This is a genomic window from Pseudoroseicyclus tamaricis (assembly GCF_012070395.1).
GTDB classification, from domain to species: domain Bacteria; phylum Pseudomonadota; class Alphaproteobacteria; order Rhodobacterales; family Rhodobacteraceae; genus Pseudoroseicyclus_A; species Pseudoroseicyclus_A tamaricis.
In genome coordinates, this window is sequence record NZ_JAAFYS010000002.1 from 24,613 (window position 1) to 40,748 (window position 16,136).

The 16,136-nt window shown below is 70.9% G+C and carries 18 protein-coding genes; 13 read left to right on the forward strand and 5 right to left on the reverse strand.

Annotation, left to right across the window (positions count from 1 at the left end; genetic code table 11):
* The first annotated feature begins 156 nt into the window (after nt 1–156).
* From bamA to lpxB, 6 genes are all read left to right on the forward strand, one after another.
* Nucleotides 157–2,418 carry an outer membrane protein assembly factor BamA gene (gene bamA / locus GY170_RS06485; protein WP_235924072.1) on the forward strand — a complete coding sequence of 754 codons (2,262 nt, stop codon included), beginning with the start codon at nt 157–159 and terminating at the stop codon, nt 2,416–2,418.
* Between the two features lie 3 nt (nt 2,419–2,421).
* The gene (locus GY170_RS06490) at nt 2,422–3,120 is read left to right on the forward strand and encodes an OmpH/Skp family outer membrane protein (protein ID WP_235924073.1); all 699 of its coding nucleotides are present in this window, start codon (nt 2,422–2,424) and stop codon (nt 3,118–3,120) included.
* Nucleotides 3,121–3,196: 76 nt separating this feature from the next.
* Complete coding sequence (gene fabZ, locus GY170_RS06495; protein WP_163891273.1) at nt 3,197–3,700, forward strand: 3-hydroxyacyl-ACP dehydratase FabZ; 504 nt, start codon at nt 3,197–3,199, stop codon at nt 3,698–3,700.
* Nucleotides 3,697–4,479: an acyl-ACP--UDP-N-acetylglucosamine O-acyltransferase gene (gene lpxA, locus GY170_RS06500; protein WP_163891275.1), complete on the forward strand. Its 783-nt coding sequence runs from the start codon at nt 3,697–3,699 to the stop codon at nt 4,477–4,479. The genes fabZ and lpxA overlap by 4 nt, the downstream gene beginning before the upstream one ends.
* Entirely contained in the window at nt 4,479–5,240 is a 762-nt protein-coding gene (gene lpxI / locus GY170_RS06505) for a UDP-2,3-diacylglucosamine diphosphatase LpxI domain-containing protein (protein ID WP_163891277.1), read from the forward strand. The genes lpxA and lpxI overlap by 1 nt, the downstream gene beginning before the upstream one ends.
* A complete protein-coding gene (gene lpxB / locus GY170_RS06510) occupies nt 5,237–6,403 on the forward strand; it encodes a lipid-A-disaccharide synthase (RefSeq protein ID WP_163891279.1) in 1,167 nt (388 codons plus the stop codon). Before lpxI ends, lpxB begins: the two co-directional genes overlap by 4 nt.
* On the opposite strand, the gene GY170_RS06515 is transcribed toward lpxB, so the two are convergent.
* Both GY170_RS06515 and GY170_RS06520 read right to left on the reverse strand, forming a co-directional pair.
* On the reverse strand, nt 6,378–7,283 hold the full coding sequence (locus tag GY170_RS06515) for a c-type cytochrome (RefSeq protein WP_235937806.1): 906 nt from the start codon (nt 7,281–7,283) through the stop codon (nt 6,378–6,380). The two genes, lpxB and GY170_RS06515, sit on opposite strands and share 26 nt — an antisense overlap.
* 9 nt (nt 7,284–7,292) lie before the next feature.
* Nucleotides 7,293–7,763 carry a c-type cytochrome gene (locus GY170_RS06520; RefSeq protein WP_163891281.1) on the reverse strand — a complete coding sequence of 157 codons (471 nt, stop codon included), beginning with the start codon at nt 7,761–7,763 and terminating at the stop codon, nt 7,293–7,295.
* A 144-nt stretch (nt 7,764–7,907) separates the two neighbouring features.
* Here GY170_RS06520 and GY170_RS06525 point away from each other — a divergent pair, with 144 nt between their 5' ends.
* On the forward strand, nt 7,908–8,867 hold the full coding sequence (locus GY170_RS06525) for a LysR family transcriptional regulator (RefSeq protein ID WP_163891283.1): 960 nt from the start codon (nt 7,908–7,910) through the stop codon (nt 8,865–8,867).
* Here GY170_RS06525 and GY170_RS06530 read toward each other — a convergent pair.
* Nucleotides 8,851–9,453: a histidine phosphotransferase family protein gene (locus GY170_RS06530; protein WP_163891285.1), complete on the reverse strand. Its 603-nt coding sequence runs from the start codon at nt 9,451–9,453 to the stop codon at nt 8,851–8,853. The two genes, GY170_RS06525 and GY170_RS06530, sit on opposite strands and share 17 nt — an antisense overlap.
* 50 nt (nt 9,454–9,503) lie before the next feature.
* Here GY170_RS06530 and GY170_RS06535 point away from each other — a divergent pair, with 50 nt between their 5' ends.
* From GY170_RS06535 to olsA, 3 genes are all read left to right on the forward strand, one after another.
* On the forward strand, nt 9,504–9,686 hold the full coding sequence (locus tag GY170_RS06535; protein WP_163891287.1) for a DUF3553 domain-containing protein: 183 nt from the start codon (nt 9,504–9,506) through the stop codon (nt 9,684–9,686).
* Between the two features lie 280 nt (nt 9,687–9,966).
* The gene (olsB, locus tag GY170_RS06540) at nt 9,967–10,728 is read left to right on the forward strand and encodes an L-ornithine N(alpha)-acyltransferase (protein WP_163891289.1); all 762 of its coding nucleotides are present in this window, start codon (nt 9,967–9,969) and stop codon (nt 10,726–10,728) included.
* Nucleotides 10,725–11,537, forward strand: coding sequence for a lyso-ornithine lipid O-acyltransferase (gene olsA, locus GY170_RS06545; RefSeq protein ID WP_163891291.1), 813 nt, complete (start codon nt 10,725–10,727; stop codon nt 11,535–11,537). The genes olsB and olsA overlap by 4 nt, the downstream gene beginning before the upstream one ends.
* Here the strand turns inward: olsA and GY170_RS06550 are convergent.
* Both GY170_RS06550 and GY170_RS06555 read right to left on the reverse strand, forming a co-directional pair.
* Complete coding sequence (locus GY170_RS06550; RefSeq protein ID WP_163891293.1) at nt 11,534–12,151, reverse strand: thiamine phosphate synthase; 618 nt, start codon at nt 12,149–12,151, stop codon at nt 11,534–11,536. The two genes, olsA and GY170_RS06550, sit on opposite strands and share 4 nt — an antisense overlap.
* A gap of 154 nt (nt 12,152–12,305) precedes the next feature.
* The gene (locus GY170_RS06555) at nt 12,306–12,635 is read right to left on the reverse strand and encodes a TfoX/Sxy family protein (RefSeq protein WP_163891295.1); all 330 of its coding nucleotides are present in this window, start codon (nt 12,633–12,635) and stop codon (nt 12,306–12,308) included.
* Nucleotides 12,636–12,686: 51 nt separating this feature from the next.
* On the opposite strand from GY170_RS06555, the gene GY170_RS06560 reads away from it, so the two are divergent.
* Genes GY170_RS06560 through GY170_RS06570 form a run of 3 tightly spaced genes read left to right on the forward strand, consistent with a single transcriptional unit; the run spans nt 12,687 to nt 16,056 of the window.
* The gene (locus tag GY170_RS06560; RefSeq protein WP_163891297.1) at nt 12,687–13,439 is read left to right on the forward strand and encodes an RNA methyltransferase; all 753 of its coding nucleotides are present in this window, start codon (nt 12,687–12,689) and stop codon (nt 13,437–13,439) included.
* Nucleotides 13,439–14,587, forward strand: coding sequence for a heme A synthase (gene ctaA / locus GY170_RS06565; RefSeq protein WP_163891299.1), 1,149 nt, complete (start codon nt 13,439–13,441; stop codon nt 14,585–14,587). Before GY170_RS06560 ends, ctaA begins: the two co-directional genes overlap by 1 nt.
* Nucleotides 14,584–16,056, forward strand: a complete 1,473-nt coding sequence (locus tag GY170_RS06570; protein ID WP_163891301.1) for a carboxypeptidase M32 — start codon at nt 14,584–14,586, stop codon at nt 16,054–16,056. The genes ctaA and GY170_RS06570 overlap by 4 nt, the downstream gene beginning before the upstream one ends.
* The last annotated feature ends 80 nt before the right edge of the window (nt 16,057–16,136 follow it).

The window sequence follows — 16,136 nt, forward strand, 5'->3', positions numbered from 1 at the left end:
CGGCATAAGCGAGACTTCTCCGGCCCCCGCTCGCGAGGGCCCCTCGTTCTTTGACAAGAGGGGGTATCCGGGCTACTCCGAACGAAACGCGCTTATTCAACGGGCTTAATAATGACAAGAGCGGGGGGGCGCGCGGCCGGTAATCTGGTTGCGTCGATGTTCGGGCTGGTGTGCTTGGGTCTGTCGGCGGTTCCCGCCAGCGGCCAGAGCTACGCCTTCAACAACGTCCAGATCGAGGGCAATCAGCGCATCGAGCCGGGCACGATCCTGACCTATGCCGGCATCGCCCGGGGGGAGACGGTCACGGCAGGCGAGCTCAACGCCGCGGCGCAGAATCTGCGCTCGACCGGCCTCTTCGAGAGCGTGGATATCGTCCCCTCCGGCGGCACGCTGATCATCCGCGTCGCCGAGTACCCGACGATCAACCAGATCAACTTCGAGGGGAATGCCCGCATCGGCGACGAGGAGCTGGGCGCGCTCGTCCGCTCGACCTCCCGCCAGGTCTTCAACCCCAACGTCGCCGAGGCGGATGTCACCGCCATCACCGAGGCCTATGCCTCCGCGGGGCGCATCAACGCCTCCGTCACCGCCCGCCTCATCGAGCGGACGGAGAACCGCGTCGACCTCGTGTTCGAGATCGCCGAGGGCGGCGTCTCGGAGGTGGAGCGCATCTCCTTCGTCGGCAACCGCAGCTATTCCGAGCGGCGCCTGCGCAACGTGCTCGACACCAAGCAGGCCGGGCTCTTCGACTTCATCATCAGCCGCGACACCTTCATCGCCGAGCGCATCGCCGCCGACCGCGAGGCGCTGGCCGATTTCTACCGCTCGCGCGGCTATGTCGATTTCGCCGTGCAGAACGTCGACGTCACGCTGACGCGCGCCCGCGACGGCTACCTCGTCACCTTCAACGTCGAGGAGGGGCTGCAGTACCGGATCGGCAGCGTCTCCATCGCCAGCGAGATGCCCGAAGCCCCGGTGGAGGAGTTCTCCTCCGTGCCGCGCCTGCGCGAGGGCGGCGTCTACTCGCCCGTCAACATCGACGAGGATATCGCCCGGATCGAGCGCCGCGCCATCCAGCTCGGCATCCCCTTCGTCGCCGCCGAGCCGCGCATCACGCGCAACCCGCGCGACCAGACGCTCGACATCCAGTACGTGCTCTCCCGCGCGCCCCGCCAGTTCGTCGAGCGGATCGATATCGAGGGCAACAACACCACGCTCGACCGGGTGATCCGCAACCAGTTCACCAGCGTCGAGGGCGACCCCTTCAACGCCCGCGAGATCCGTGAGAGCGCCCGCCGCATCCGCGCCCTCGGCTACTTTGCCGCCGTGGACATCAACACGCGGGAGGGCTCGGCGCCCGACCAGATGATCGTCGATGTCGACGTGGCCGAGCAGCCCACGGGCCGGCTGACCTTCGGCGGCAACTACAACTCCGACAACGGCTTCGCCCTCGTCGCCTCCTACTCGGAGGACAACTTCCTCGGGCGCGGGCAGGGGATCGACTTCCAGATCTCCACCTCCACGCGCAACCGCATCTTCTCCTTCGACTTCACGGAGCCGAACTTCCTCGGCCGGGATCTGAGCTTCTCGCTCGGCACCTCCTACCGGCAGACGAACAACGATGCGGCGCTCTACGATACCGAGACGTTCCGCTTCAGCCCGTCGCTGGGTTTCCCCGTCTCCGAGAAGGGGCGGCTGAGCGTCTATGTCGCCGCCGAGTACACCGATATCTACAACGTCTCCGACGACGGCGAGGACGACCCCTCCATCGTCATCCAGAAGGAGGCGGAACAGGGCGGGCTCTGGGCCACGTCGCTGGGCTATACCTACACCTTCGACAGCCGCCGCGTCGGGCTCGACCCGAATGCCGGTGTGCTCCTGCGCTTCGGGCAGGAGTTCGGGGTGGGGGATACGCAGTTCATCCGCTCCACCGCGCTCGCCTCGGCGGAGACGAAGGTCTTCAACGAGGAGGTGACGCTGCGCGCCACCGCCGAGGGCGGCTACCTCGCCTATGGCGAAGGCAGCTCGCGCGTGACGGACCGCTACTTCCTCGGCTCACGCTACATCCGAGGCTTCGAGTACCACGGCATCGGCCCGCGCGACGCCGACACGCTGGATGCGCTCGGCGGCAACGCCTTCGCCGTCGCCCGGCTGGAGACGGAATTCCCGCTGCCGCTGCCCTCGGAGTTCGGATTTTCCGGCGGCGCCTTCATCGATTACGGCTCGGTCTGGGATCTCGGCGAGGATTACGGGGCGGAGGTGCTCTATGACGAGTTCACGCCCCGGGCGACCGTCGGCGTTTCGCTCTTCTGGGATACGCCGCTCGGACCGCTGCGCTTCAACTTCACCGAACCGCTGATGGCGGAAGAGGAAGACGAGACGCGCACCTTCGAGCTGACCATCGCCACGACCTTCTAGGCCATGCGCGCGGGCCTCTTCGCGGCCGCCTGCGCCGCCTGTCTCATGCTTCTGGCCCCGCTCGCCGGCCCCGCCGCCGCGCAGGGGCCGGAGACGGGGCAGGCGCCGGGCGCGGGGCAGGGCCTCGGCTTCAACACCGGGCAGGTGGTCAGCCCGCTTTTGACCATCGACCCCGACGTGCTCTTCTCCGGCACGCTCTACGGCCAGCGCATCCAGGAGGAGCTGCGCGACCAGACCGAGGCGCTGGCGGCAGAGAACCGCGAGATGGAGGCACAGCTGACGGAGGAGGAGCAGAGCCTCACCCGCCGCCGCCCCACGATGCAGGCCGATGCCTTCCGCGCCGAGGCGCGGGCCTTCGACGCCCGCGTGCAGCAGATCCGCAACGAGCAGGACGCCAAGGAGCGGGCGCTCCAACAGATCGTTGCGCAGGGGCGCGACGCCTTCGTCCGCGATGCCTCCCCCGTCCTCGGCCGCATGATGCTGGAGAGGGGGGCCGCCGTGATCCTCGACCGACGCAACGTCTTCCTCGCCGTCGGTGCGCTCGACATCACGCAGGAGGCCATCGCCCGCGTGGACGAGGCCCTCGGCGCGGGCGATCCGGGGGCGACGACGCTTCAGACGGGGCCCGAGGCGCCCGTCGACGTGCCACTCGAGGCTCCGGAGGAGGACAGCGGAGCAGAGGCAACGCCCCCGGCGGAGTGACGACCGCCGTCACCGCCCGTCCTTGCCGCCTCCCGGCCCTGTTGATAGGCAGATTTCGCCAGAAGGAGACGAGCACATGAGCGATCAGGCCAGCGATGCCGCCGGGGGAGAGACCCGTGCAGAGACGGCGACAGCCGACATCCAGCTGATCCAGAAGATCCTGCCGCACCGCTACCCCTTCCTCCTCGTCGACCGGGTGGTGGAGATCGAGGGCACAAAGCGGGCCGTTGGTCTGAAGAACGTCACCATGAACGAGCCCCACTTCCAGGGGCACTTCCCCGGCAACCCGATCATGCCCGGCGTCACCATCGTCGAGGCGATGGCGCAGACGGCGGCGGTGATGGTGGGCACGACGCTCGGGCTGACCGAGGGCAACTTGCTCGTCTATTTCATGGCCATCGACAGCTGCAAGTTCCGCCGCATGGTCGTCCCCGGTGACCAGCTGCGGATGGAGCTGGAGACGACGCGCGGCAAGGCCGGCGGCAAGGTCTGGCGCTTCAAGGGCCGGGCGACGGTCGACGGCGAGCTGGCGGCAGAGGCGGAGTTCACCGCGATGATGGATCTGGGCGCCGCGGGATGAGCGCCCGGGTGCATCCCACGGCCGTCATCGAGGCCGGCGCCGAGATCGGCGAGGGCTGCGCCATCGGCCCCTTCTGCCATGTCGGGCCGGAGGTGAAACTCGCCCCCGGCGTGGAGCTGAAGAGCCATGTCGTCGTCACCGGCGACACCGAGGTGGGCGAGGGGACGATCATCTTCCCCTTCGCCGTCATCGGCGAGGTCCCGCAGGATCTGAAGTTCTCCGGCGAGAAGACCCGCCTCGTCATCGGCGCCCGTAACCGCATCCGCGAGCATGTCACCATGCACACCGGCACCGCCGGCGGCGGCGGCGTGACGCGGGTGGGCGATGACGGGCTCTATATGGCCGGCGTGCACGTCGCGCACGACGCCGTGGTTGGCGACCGCGTTGTGCTCGCCAATTCCGTCGCCATCGCCGGGCACTGTGTGATCGGCGACGACGTGATCATCGGGGGCCTCTCCGGCGTGCACCAATGGGTGCGCGTCGGGCAGGGCGCGATCATCGGCGCCGTCACCATGGTCGCCAAGGACGTCGTGCCCTACGGCCTCGTTCAGGCGCCGCGCGGCACGCTGGAGGGGCTCAACCTCGTCGGCCTCAAGCGACGCGGCACGGAGCGGGAGGATATCACCGCCCTCCGCGCCGCATTCGAGGCGCTGAAGGAAGGGGAGGGCACCTTCCACGAGAGGGCCGAGCGGCTGCAGGCCGACGCCTCGCCCCTCGTGCAGGAGGTGGCGCGCTTCATCCTCGCCGAATCCGGCCGCTCCTTCCTGACCCCGCATTGATGCTGGCCCTGATCGCCGGCGAAGGGCGCCTGCCGCCGATCCTCCACGCACGCGCGGGCGGCCTCGTCTGCGCGCTGGAGGGGGTGGAGCCGGATTTGCCCGTGCAGCTGCGCTTCCGGCTCGAGCGGCTCGGCACCTTCATCGAGGAGCTGCGCGCCCGCGGCGTCACCACCCTCTGCATGGCCGGTGCCATCCGCCGCCCGGCGCTCGACCCTGCGGCGCTCGACGCGGCCACGCTGCCGCTCGTCCCCCGCCTGCAGGAGGCGCTGGCGCTCGGCGATGATGGCGCGCTGCGTCTGGTGATCGAACTATTCGAGGAGGCCGGCATCTCTGTCACCGGCGCCGCCGAGCTGGTGCCGGAGCTTCTGCCCCCCGCTGGCAGCCCCACCCGCCGCGCACCGCCCTCCGGCGCGGAGGCGGACGCGGCGGCCGGTGCGGCGGCACTGGAGGCGATGGGCAAGGCCGATCTCGGCCAGGCGGTGATCGTCCACGAGGGCCGTGTCATCGCGCAGGAGAGCGAGGCAGGCACGGCGGCGCTGATCCGCTCTGCCCCCGCCGGCGCCGTGCTCTACAAGGCGCCGAAGCCGGGGCAGGAGCTGCGCGCCGACATGCCCGCCATCGGCGCCGAGACGGCGGCCGAGGCGGCGGCGGCCGGCCTTTCCGGCCTCATCATCGCCGCCGGCGGCGTGATCCTGCTCGACGCGGAGGAGACGGTGGCCCGCCTCGACGCCGCCGGCCTCTGGCTCTGGGTGCGCCCTTGAAGATCTTCGTCATCGCCGGTGAGCCCTCGGGCGACGCGCTCGGCGCCTCCGTCATGGCCGGCCTCAGGCAGCTCGCGCCCGGCGTCACCTTCGCGGGCATCGGCGGGCCGGGGATGGAGGGGCAGGGGCTGCAGAGCCGCTTCCCCATGGACGAGCTCTCGCTCATGGGCCTCGCGGAGATCCTGCCCAACTACCTCTCCCTCCGCCGCCGCCTCTCCGAGGCGGTGGAGGCGGTGCTCGCCGACCCGCCCGACCTGCTCCTGACCATCGACGCGCCGGAGTTCTGCCTGCGCGTCGCCAAGGGCGTGAAAGCGCGGGCACCGCAGATCCGTACCTCGCATTACGTCGCTCCCTCCGTCTGGGCGTGGCGGCCGGGGCGGGCGCGGAAGATGGCGCAGTACATCGACCACGTGCTGGCGCTCCTGCCCTTCGAGCCGCCCTACATGCGCGAGGCCGGGATGGCTTGCGACTTCGTCGGCCACCCCGTCGTGACGATGCCCGTGGCGACGGAGCAGGAGGCGACGGCCTACCGCGAGCGGGCGGAGATCGGCGCTGCGCCGCTCATCCTCGCCCTGCCGGGCTCCCGGCGGACGGAGGTGACGCGCCTGATGGATCGCTTCGGCGAGACGCTGCACCGGGTGCGGGGCATAAGGCCGGAAGCGAAGGTCGTCGTCCCCATGGCGGCGCCGGTGGTGCCGCTGGTCCGCGAGGCGGCGGCGCGCTGGCCCTTCGAGCCGATCTTCATCGACCCGACCTTCGACAGGGGTGGGCGCGACAAGTCCGCCGCCTTCCGCGCCGCCGACATCGCGCTGGCCGCCTCCGGCACCGTCAGCCTTGAGCTGGCGGCGAATGCCACCCCCATGGTGATCGGCTACGACATGGCCTGGGCCAGCCGGCAGATCGTCTCCCGGCTGCTGGTGACGGACAGCGTCAACCTCGTGAACCTCGTCAGCGACAGCCGCGCCATCCCCGAATTCATCGGCGCCAACTGCCACCCGGACCTGATGGCAGACGCCCTGATGACGGCGCTGGAAGAGCCGGCCCGCCAGCGCGCCGCCATGGAGACCTGCATGGACCGGCTGGGGCGGGGCGGGCCGCCGCCCGGCCTCAGGGCGGCGGAGGCGCTGCTGGCGCGCCTCACTCCACCGGCGGGACAGCCTTGAGATAGGCGGCGATGGCGAGGCGGTCCTCGTCCGTCAGGCGGGAGGTCGACTGGATGACCTCCACCATCGCGCCGCCGGCCGTGTCGAACTCTGGCGTGAAGCCGGAGCTCAAGTACTCCGCGATCTGCGCCTCGCTCCAGCCCAGCGCCGCCGGCGTGATGTTGGGGAAGTTGCCCTCGCCCCCCGGCACCGGCCCGCCGGCCAGCCAGCGGGAGGTGTCGGGGGCGCCCAGCGCGTTGCGGGGCGTGTGGCATTCGCCGCAATGGGACATGGCCTCGACGAGGTAGCGCCCACGTTCAACCTGTGGATCAAGGTCGCCCTGCAACACCCAGTCATCGCTCAGGAAAAGCCGCTTCCACAGGCCAACGCCGCGGCGGTTGTTGAAGGGGAAGGTGAGCTCGTGCGCCAGGCTCGGCTCGGCCGACGGCGGCAGGGTGAGCAGGTAGGCGGCGATGTCATGCGCCCCCTGCACGTCGCCGCGGATGTAGGAGCCATAGGGGAAGGCGGGGTAGAGATGCGCGCCCTCGGGCGTCACGCCGCGCAGTATCGCCTGCGCGATCTCCCGTTCCGTCCAACCGCCGATGCCGGCCACCGGGTCGGGGGAGATGTTGGGGGCGTGGAAGGTGCCGAAGGGTGAGGCGAAGGCCTGCCCGCCGGAGAGGACGGGGGCGTCGCCCGGAACCGTATCCGGCGCCACATGGCAATTGGCGCAGCCAGCAGCGGTGAAGGCATAGGCCCCCGCCTCGGCATCGCCGGTTACCCCCTCCCGCTCCGCCGCCGGCAGGCGGTTGGGCAGCGTGAGGAGCCAGAAGGCGCCCGCCCCGACAAGGACGAGCGCCCAGAGGATCTGCGCCGTGCGCTGGACCGCCTTGCGAGCCACGTGAGCCCGTCAGTCCGACTGCCGGTAGCTGCGGTGGCAGCTGCCACAGGCCATGCCCACCGGCCCGAAGGCGCCCTGCAGCGCCGACAGCCCGTCACCGGCCACGGCGGAGAGGTCGCTGGCCGCGGTGTCCATCGCCTCCCACGCCTCGGCGAAGGCCTCCGGATCCTCCCAGATGGCGGGGAGGGCGCGGGTGCCCTCCATCTCCGCCGTCGAGGTGCCCTCGGGGAAGTAGAGGAACGGATCGACGGAGGAGACGGCGGCGAGATTGGCGGCGGCGGCGGCGGCCGTGTCGGCGTCGTACTCGGCGTTGCCCTGCACCATGGCGCCGATCTGCATCAGGAAGACCTGCTGCAGGAACATGTGGCTTTGCCGGGCGCGCACGGCGGCCTCCATCGGGTCCATTCCCTGCGCGAAGGCGGGGGCGGAGAGGCCGCTCGTGGCGATGAGAAAGGCAGCGATTGTCTTGCGGGCGGACATGGGAGCCTCCGTAAAAGGAATCGTGAATTGAAATGGATGCTACCCGGCTGGTTCTCTGTGACCACTGGCGATTTCTGCGGAACGTCTCTCATTCGATGCACAGGGGGAGGCGAGGCCGGGGCGTAGGTGAGCGGGGCACGGGCGATGAGCGGCGGCACAAGGCGGCAGGGCAACTGGGACGATCTGCGCTATGTCGTGGCCGTGGCCGAGACAGGCTCCGTCACAGCGGCGGCGAAGCGGCTGGACGTGAACCACGCCACCGTCCTGCGCCGGATCACCGCCTTCGAGGAGGCGCATGGCACGCTTGTCTTCCGCCGCGAGGCGACGGGTTACGTCGTCCTGCCCGAGCAGATCCACCTGATCGAGCGCGCGCGGGAGGCGGCCCGGGCGATGGAGGCGGTCTCGCTCGCCGCGCGGGGGGCCGGGGGCGGCCCGGCGCCGCTGCGGCTGACCTCGACGGACAGCCTCTGCCAGTCGGTGCTGCCCGAGATCCTGGCGGAACTGGGCGCCGAGGGCCTGCCCATCGACCTGCACGCCGCCAACCACCATGTCGATCTCGGCCGCCTGGCCGCCGACCTGACCATCCGCCCGGCGCGGGCGCTGCCCGACAGCTTGCGCGGCACGAAGGCGACGAGCCTCGGCTTCGCCGTCTACGCGGCGCCGGGCGGGGCGGAGAGCTGGCTGGCCCTCAGGGGGCTCCTCGGGAAGGCGGTGCCGCCGGAGTGGATGGGCGAGGTGGTGGGCGAGAGGCCGGTGCGCGGCGGGGCCGACAGCTTCCCCGTGCTGGCACGAATGGCGGCGACCGGCATGGGGCGGGCGATGCTGCCCTGCATCCTCGGCGATGCCGAGCCGGGCCTGCGGCGCCTGCCCTTCGATCTGTCGCACATCGCGCTGCCCATCTGGGTCGCGACCCATGCCGAGCTCGTGGAGGCGCCGCGGCTGGTGGCGGTGAAGGCTCGCCTCGTGCAGGGCTTGCGCGCCCGCTCCGAGGCGCTCCTCGGCTGGCCTCTCCTGCGGGCGACAGGGGCGGGGGAGAGCCTGCTCGGAGCGGGCCTCCCCAAACCCCGGGCGCAGGGGCCACAGCCCGTCAGACCCGGGCAATGATCCTGTCGTCGCAGAGCTGAAGGTCGAGCGAGAGCTCGTAGCACGCCATCACGCTCGGCAGCAGGACGAACTGCACCATCGCCGGCGTCTGCGCGTCGCGCGGCGGCTGGCCCTCCGGCAGCCCCTGCCAGAGGTCGGGATCGATGCGCATGTGGCGCCCCTCCGCCTGCAGCCGCCAGCGGCCGGTCTCGCAGCGGTCCACGCTGACCTCGCCGCCGAAGGGCATCGCCGTTTCCAGGCATTGCAGCAGCAGGAAGATCACCTTCGCCTCGCGCCGCCGCACCTCTCCCTCGGCAGCCCAGCTGTAACTCAGACGGCTGCCCTCGGAGACGGCGGCGAGAGTCGAGGTGATCTCTCCGGGGCCGATCATCGCATCCGCAGCCGCGTCGCCGAAGGCGATGCGGAAGAAGCGCAGCCGGGCATTCGCGGCGCCGACGCTCTCTCCGATCAGCTGCATCTCCGGCCCGTCGAGCCGGGAGGACATGGAGATCAGCTCCACCCCGTTGCTGATCGCGCCGAGGGGGGAGATAAGGTCATGGCAGAGGCGGGAGCCGACGAGCGCGGCGAGATCCACCGCCCCTGTCATGCCGCCACCCCGAGACTGAAGAGGGCCGCAGCGCCCGCAAGGAGATGCCCATGATCGGCGTGAACGACATCCTGTCCCCCGGCATGATCGTGGCCCATCCGGATCGGCCGGACTGGGGCGACGGGCAGGTGCAGTCGAGCATCGGCAGCCGAATCACGGTGAATTTCCGCGAGGCGGGCAAGCAGGTGATCGACGGGGATCGCGTCGCCCTGCAGCTGCTCTCGGCCGATTGAGGCCCTGCCTGCCGCCACTTGTCCGGGGGCGCGCGCCCCTCTCCAAAACCACATCACCATCGCGCTTCCTCGTAACACCGTCACCGTTATGCTGCGCGCTTCCCCGCGCATGCCGGCGACCTTCCTCGCCAGGTCTTTCCATTTGGTTAACCATACGGAAAGCAGCCGGTCCACTCCCCGGCGGCCGCGACGTTGCGGCCGGTCTTTCCCTGCCGCGGTGCGGCGACTAGAACGCCGCTGCCACCCGGGACGCGCCGGCCAGAAGGGGACCTGCCGCGAGATGGACACCGCCAAGCGCCTCGACCTGCGCCTCGCCACCTGCGAGAGCGACCGTCGCGCCGCGGCACGCCTGCGCTACGAGGTCTTCGTGGAGGAGCTGGGCGGCGACGGCCCGCTCGTCGATCACTGCGCCGGCGAGGAGCGGGACGCCTTCGATCCCCATTGCGACCACATGGTCGTCGTCGATCCCGCCCGCCCCGAGGGGCGCCACGTGATCGGTCTCTACCGTCTCCTCGGCGAGGAGGGCGCACGCGCCGCCGGCGGCTTCTATTCCGAGGGCGAGTTCGATCTCGCCCCCCTGCGCCGCTCCGGCCGGCGGCTGCTGGAGCTTGGCCGCTCCTGCCTGCACCGCGATTACCGCGGCGGCGCCGCCATGTTCCGCCTCTGGCAGGGGCTCGGCGCCTATGTGGCGGAGCGGAAGGTGGACCTGCTCTTCGGCACCGCCTCCTTCCATGGGACGGACCCGGACAGGATCGCGGGGCCGCTGACGCTGCTCCACAACGCCTATCTCGCCCCCGAGGAGATCCGCGTGCGCTCCCGCGCCTTCGTGGAGATGGACCGGCAGATGGAGGTGGATCGCCGCGCCGCGATGATCGCCATGCCGGCGCTCATCAAGGGCTACCTGCGGCTCGGCGGCCACGTGGGGGAGGGCGCCTTTATCGACAAGAAGTTCAACACCACCGACATCTGCCTCCTCCTCGACACCGGCCGCCTGAGCGAGCGGGCGCTGACGCTCTACGGTGGCGGCGGCGCGCGGCGATGACCTGGGTCCCCGACGCCCCGCCGCCACCGCCGACGATGCGCTGGTGGCACTGGCTGATCGCCCTGCCGCGCCTGGTGCTGCTCGCGGCGCTCATCCTCCTCGGTCTGGCGCTCTACCTCGCCGTCCGGCTGATCGAGCGCCCGCTGGCCGGCGGGCGGCGGCCGGTGACGGCACGAATCCAGCAAGAGGTCTGCCGGGCGACGCTGGCGGTGATCGGGCTGCGGGTGGAGCGGAAGGGGGCGCCGATGCACGAGGGCGGGGCGCTGGTGGCCAACCATGCCTCGTGGCTCGACATCTTCGTGCTGGTCGCCGGCCAGCGGCTCACCTTCGTCGCCAAGGCCGAGGTCGCCGGCTGGGCGGTGATCGGCTGGCTGGCGCGGGCGACGGGCACGCTCTTCATCCGGCGAGACCGCAAGGAGGCCGGCGCGCAGGTGGCGCAGATCGCCGAGCGGGTCGGGCGGGACGAGCTGCTGCTCTTCTTTCCAGAGGGCACCTCGACGGACGGCCGCCGAGTCCTGCCCTTCAAGGCGACGCTCTTTGCCGCCTTCCTCGGCCCCGGGCTGGCGGAGGACCTGCGCGTGCAGCCCATCGCCCTGCGCTACACCGCGCCGCCGGGGGAGGACCCGCGCGCCTATGGCTGGTTTGGCGCCATGGGCTTCGCGCCGCATTTCCTCTGGGTGCTGGGGCGCCCGCGGCAGGGGCGGGTGGAGGTGCGCTACGGCGCCCCCATCGCGGTGCGCGAGGTGCCGAGCCGCAAGGCCCTCGCCGCCGCGGCCGAGGCGGCCGTGCGCGGGATGTTCGAGGGCTAGCTGCGCGCCGCGGCGAGGCGCATCAGCGCCTCGGCCGCATCCTCCTCGCGCCAGATCTCCTCGCCGATAGCGAAGAAATCTACCTGCGGCGTCAGCGCCCGCACGAGATCCTCCGTCAGCGCGCCTTCGGCGACGACGGGCACCTCGATCATCTCCGACCACCAGGCGTAGACGTCCGGGTCCACCGTCTCGCCGCGGCCCAGCGCCGAGGCGCCGGTCGGCCCGAAGGAGACGTAATCGGCCCCGATCTCGCCGGCATTGAGCCCCTCGTGGCGCGAGGTCGAGCAGAAGGCGCCGACGATGCCGTCCTCGCCGAACTCCTTGCGCCAGAGCCGCACCTGCCGGGCGCCGTCCATCAGATGCACCCCGTCGAGTCCGTGAGCCTTGGCGATCAGCCCGTGCGTCTCGATGACGATCGGGATGTCGCGGGCATGGGCGACCTCGCGCAGCCCGTCCGCCGCCTTGCCGATCCGCCCCTCGTCGGCCCCGCCGAGCGCGAGACGCAGGCAGGCGACCTCCACCGCGTCGAGGCAAGCCTCCAGCCGGGGCAGGAAGGCCGAGAGCTCGAACTCGGCGGGCGTGACGAGATAGATCTGCGGCAGGTCTTCGGCCATCGGGAGCATCCTTGGTTGCGGGGCGCGTCTTAGCGGGGTTTGCCGGCGGTGGCGAGAGGGGAGAGGGCGGACGGGGCACTGCCCCCGCCTTCACGAGAGACGGCGGGCGGGCCATGGTGCCCCGCTGGAACGCGGGGCGCCCGGCACCCAGCCCTCACGCCTTCGGCGGCAGGGCGCGGATGCAGGCGAGGGAGAGAGCGAGGAGCCGGTCCAGCGTCGCATCGTCGCCCAGCGCCTCGGGCGAGGCCGCCACGAAGCCGCCCATGGTGCGGGCGCCCATCGTCATGGGGGTGACGCCGGGCAGGGCCAGCGCCTCCTCCATCCGGTCCCTGCCGGGGCGGAAGAGGGCGCTCTCGCCGAGCACGCCGGCGACCATGTGGCCCTCCACCATCAGGGCGAGGCCGCCGAACATGCGCTGCTCGCGGAACCGTTCCCCCTCCAGCCGCTCGCGGAGCAGCTCCGCCACGCCTTCGTCATGCGCCATGAGCCGCCTCCCGCTTGTCTGACCGCTGCGGCAAGCGTATCAGGCCCGCGCATGACAGACGACACTCCCACCTTCCTTCCCCCGGCCATCGTGCTCGTCCGCCCGCAGATGGGCGAGAACATCGGCGCGGCGGCACGCGGCATGCTCAATTTCGGGCTTGATCACCTGCGCCTCGTCGCCCCGCGCGACGGCTGGCCGAACCCGGCCGCGGGGGCCATGGCCTCCGGCGCCGGGAGGGTGCTGGATAGGGCGGGGGTCTTCGAGGATACCGCCGGGGCGCTGGCCGACTGCACCCGCGTCTACGCCACCACGGCGCGGGCGCGCGGGCTGACGAAGCGCGTCGTGACGCCCGAGCAGGCGATGCGGGAGGCCCATGCCGCCGCCCTCAAGGGGGAGCGCGCCGCGATCCTCTTCGGGCCGGAGCGGACGGGGCTGGAGAATGACGATATCGCCCGGGCGGAGGCCATCGTCTCCATCCCGGTGAACCCGGATTTCGCCTCGCTCAACCTCTCCCAGGCCGTGAACCTGCTCGCCTACGAGTGGCGCCGTGCCGCCGATGCGCCCGTCGCCGAACGGCTGGAGCTGGCCGGCGCCGAGCCGGCGAGCGGCATCGAGCTGGAAAAGCTGGCCGACCACTGGGAAGAGCGGCTGGAGACGGCGAACTTCTTCTTCCCGCCCGACAAGGCGGCGGGGATGAAACTGGTCCTGCGCAACTTCCTGTCGCGGGCCGGGATGACACGCAGCGACGTCCAGATGCTGCACGGGGTGATGCGCGCCATGGTGCGCTGGAAGGAGCGGGGCTGATGGCCGAGAAACGCCGCACGATCTTCGAAGAGGTTGGGACCAGCGAGAAGGCGGTCGCCGCGCCGGGAGGCATCGACCGGGGGCGCCGCGACAGCCGCGGCGCCATCCGCATCTGGCTGGTGATGCTCTTCGTCCTCGTCGCCGCCATGGTGCTCATCGGCGGGCTGACACGGCTGACCGATTCCGGCCTCTCCATCACCGAGTGGAACCCCGTCTCCGGCGCCATGCCGCCGACGACGCAGGCCGACTGGCAGGCGGAGTTCGATCTTTACCGCGCCAGCCCGCAATACGAGATCCTCAACCAGGGCATGGAGCTCGGCGAGTTCAAGAGCATCTACTGGTGGGAATGGGGGCACCGGCAGCTCGGCCGGCTCGTCGGCCTCGTCTGGGCCGTGGGCTTCTTCTTCTTCCTCTTCACCAAGCGCATCCCGGCCGGCTGGACGGGGCGCCTGCTTATCCTCGGCGTGCTCGGCGGGCTGCAGGGCGCCATCGGCTGGTGGATGGTGGCGAGCGGGCTGGAGGCGGGGATGCATTCCGTCGCCTCCTACCGGCTGGCCACGCATCTCGGCCTCGCCTTCGCGATCCTGGGGACGATCTACTGGTACTGGCTGCGCCTGCGCCGGCGGGAAACGGACCTGCTGCAGGCCCGCCGCCTCGGTGAGCGGCCGCTCTTCGGCATGATGACGGGCCTTTTGCACCTCACCTTCGTGCAGATCCTCATCGGCGCGCTGGTCGCCGGCATCGACGCCGGCCGCGCCTTCCCGCACTGGCCGACGATGGACGGGCGGAGCTTCTTCCCGCCGGATCCGTTCGGCATCACGCCTCTCTGGCGCAACTTCTTCGAGGATGCCGGGCTGGTGCAGTTCATCCACCGGATCGTCGCCTACCTGATCCTCGCCTTCGCCATCGGCATCTTCATGCGGGGCCGCAAGAGCGCCCATCCGCATACGCGGAGGGCCATCTACGCCGCGCTCGCCATGGTGCTGGTGCAGGCGGTGATCGGGATCGTCACGGCAATCTACTCCGCCCCCTTGCCGCTGGCCTCGCTGCACCAGATCGGCGCCGTGGCCGCCTTCTGCCTGATCCTGCGGGGGCGCTTCTACGCGCGCTACCCTGCTGTCACCTCCATCCGGGGAACCCGCGCATGAGTGCCTATGACGAGCTGATGACCTTCCAGCGCGAAACGGAGGCCCTCTCCCAGGTCGCTGGCCGCCTCGGCTGGGACATGGAGACGGTGATGCCCCCCGGCGCCATCCAGCAGCGGGCGGAGGAGCATGCGGCGATGGCCAGCCTTCTCCACGCCCGCCGCACGGCGCCGCAGATCGGCGAGTGGCTGGCGAAGGCGGAGCCGGCGGATGACGTGGCGCGGGCCAACCTCCGCCTGATCCGGCGCGATTTCGAGCGAACGATGAAGGTCCCCTCGCGCCTCGCCGCCGACCTCGCCCGCTCCACCTCGCGCGCCCACAAGATCTGGGCGAAGGCGCGGGAGGCGGAGGACGTCGCCGCCTTCCTGCCGGCCCTGAGCGAGGTGCTGGAGCTGCGCCGGGAGGAGGCCGCCTGCCTCGCGGGCAACGAGACCTCGCTCTACGACGCGCTGCTGGAGGAATACGAGCCGGGGGCGAAGGCCTCCGAGCTCTCCGCCATGTTCGACGCGCTGCGCCCCGGGCTCGTCAGCCTGCGAGAGGCGATCCGCGGGCAGGGACGGGCGCCGCAGGTCTCCGGCATCTTCGAGGAGGGGGCGCAGATGGCGCTCTCCACCGAGCTGGCCGCCGCCTTCGGCTACGATTTCGAGTGCGGGCGCATCGACAAGGCGGTGCACCCCTTCTCCTCCGGCTCGGGGCTGGATGTGCGCATCACCACGCGCACGGCGCCGACCGATCCGTTCAACTGCTTCTACTCGACGATTCACGAGGTCGGCCACGCCACCTATGAGCAGAATATCGACGATGCCTACCTGCTGACCCCGCTGGGGCAGGGCGTCTCGATGGGCGTGCACGAGAGCCAGAGCCGCATCTACGAGAACCAGCTGGGGCGCTCCCGCGCCTTCACGGGCTGGCTCTACGGGAAGATGCGCGACGCCTTCGGCGATTTCGGCATCGCGGGCGAGGAGGATTTCTTCGCCGCCGTGAACGCCGTCCACGACGGCTACATCCGCACGGAGGCCGACGAGGTGCAGTACAACCTGCACGTCATGCTGCGCTTCGACCTCGAGCGCGCGCTGATCGCCGGGGACCTGCAGGTGGGTGACCTCGAGGGCGCCTGGAACGAGCGCTTCGCGGCCGACTTCGGCTATTCCGTCGACCGGCCGTCGCACGGGCTGCTGCAGGACGTGCACTGGTCGGAGGGGCTCTTCGGCTACTTCCCCACCTATTCGCTCGGCAACGTCTATGCCGGCTGCCTGCACGAGGCGCTGCGGCGCGACGTGCCGGGCCTCGATGACGATCTGGCGAAGGGAGACACCTCGAAGGCGACGGCCTGGCTGCGCGAGAACGTGCAGCAACACGGCGGGCTCTATGAGGCGAAGGACCTGATCGCGCGGGCGATCGGCGGGGCGCCGTCGGAGCAACCGCTGCTGAGCTATCTCGAGCGCAAGTTCGGCGGGATCTACGGGCTTTGAGGCCGGGGAGGGGGGCTGTCTGCCCCCCGCTGGCTGCGCCAGCCCCCCCGAGGATTTTCGGGACCAAAGACCAGGGCGCG

What these genes read in the sequence shown, in the direction of transcription:
- bamA (WP_235924072.1), top strand. Translation starts at nt 157, where the DNA reads ATGTTCGGGCTGGTGTGCTTGGGTCTGTCGGCGGTTCCCGCCAGCGGC.
- GY170_RS06490 (WP_235924073.1), top strand. Translation starts at nt 2,422, where the DNA reads ATGCGCGCGGGCCTCTTCGCGGCCGCCTGCGCCGCCTGTCTCATGCTT.
- fabZ (WP_163891273.1), top strand. Translation starts at nt 3,197, where the DNA reads ATGAGCGATCAGGCCAGCGATGCCGCCGGGGGAGAGACCCGTGCAGAG.
- lpxA (WP_163891275.1), top strand. Translation starts at nt 3,697, where the DNA reads ATGAGCGCCCGGGTGCATCCCACGGCCGTCATCGAGGCCGGCGCCGAG.
- lpxI (WP_163891277.1), top strand. Translation starts at nt 4,479, where the DNA reads ATGCTGGCCCTGATCGCCGGCGAAGGGCGCCTGCCGCCGATCCTCCAC.
- GY170_RS06520 (WP_163891281.1), bottom strand. Translation starts at nt 7,763, where the DNA reads ATGTCCGCCCGCAAGACAATCGCTGCCTTTCTCATCGCCACGAGCGGC.
- GY170_RS06525 (WP_163891283.1), top strand. Translation starts at nt 7,908, where the DNA reads ATGAGCGGCGGCACAAGGCGGCAGGGCAACTGGGACGATCTGCGCTAT.
- GY170_RS06530 (WP_163891285.1), bottom strand. Translation starts at nt 9,453, where the DNA reads ATGACAGGGGCGGTGGATCTCGCCGCGCTCGTCGGCTCCCGCCTCTGC.
- GY170_RS06535 (WP_163891287.1), top strand. Translation starts at nt 9,504, where the DNA reads ATGATCGGCGTGAACGACATCCTGTCCCCCGGCATGATCGTGGCCCAT.
- olsB (WP_163891289.1), top strand. Translation starts at nt 9,967, where the DNA reads ATGGACACCGCCAAGCGCCTCGACCTGCGCCTCGCCACCTGCGAGAGC.
- olsA (WP_163891291.1), top strand. Translation starts at nt 10,725, where the DNA reads ATGACCTGGGTCCCCGACGCCCCGCCGCCACCGCCGACGATGCGCTGG.
- GY170_RS06550 (WP_163891293.1), bottom strand. Translation starts at nt 12,151, where the DNA reads ATGGCCGAAGACCTGCCGCAGATCTATCTCGTCACGCCCGCCGAGTTC.
- GY170_RS06555 (WP_163891295.1), bottom strand. Translation starts at nt 12,635, where the DNA reads ATGGCGCATGACGAAGGCGTGGCGGAGCTGCTCCGCGAGCGGCTGGAG.
- GY170_RS06560 (WP_163891297.1), top strand. Translation starts at nt 12,687, where the DNA reads ATGACAGACGACACTCCCACCTTCCTTCCCCCGGCCATCGTGCTCGTC.
- ctaA (WP_163891299.1), top strand. Translation starts at nt 13,439, where the DNA reads ATGGCCGAGAAACGCCGCACGATCTTCGAAGAGGTTGGGACCAGCGAG.
- GY170_RS06570 (WP_163891301.1), top strand. Translation starts at nt 14,584, where the DNA reads ATGAGTGCCTATGACGAGCTGATGACCTTCCAGCGCGAAACGGAGGCC.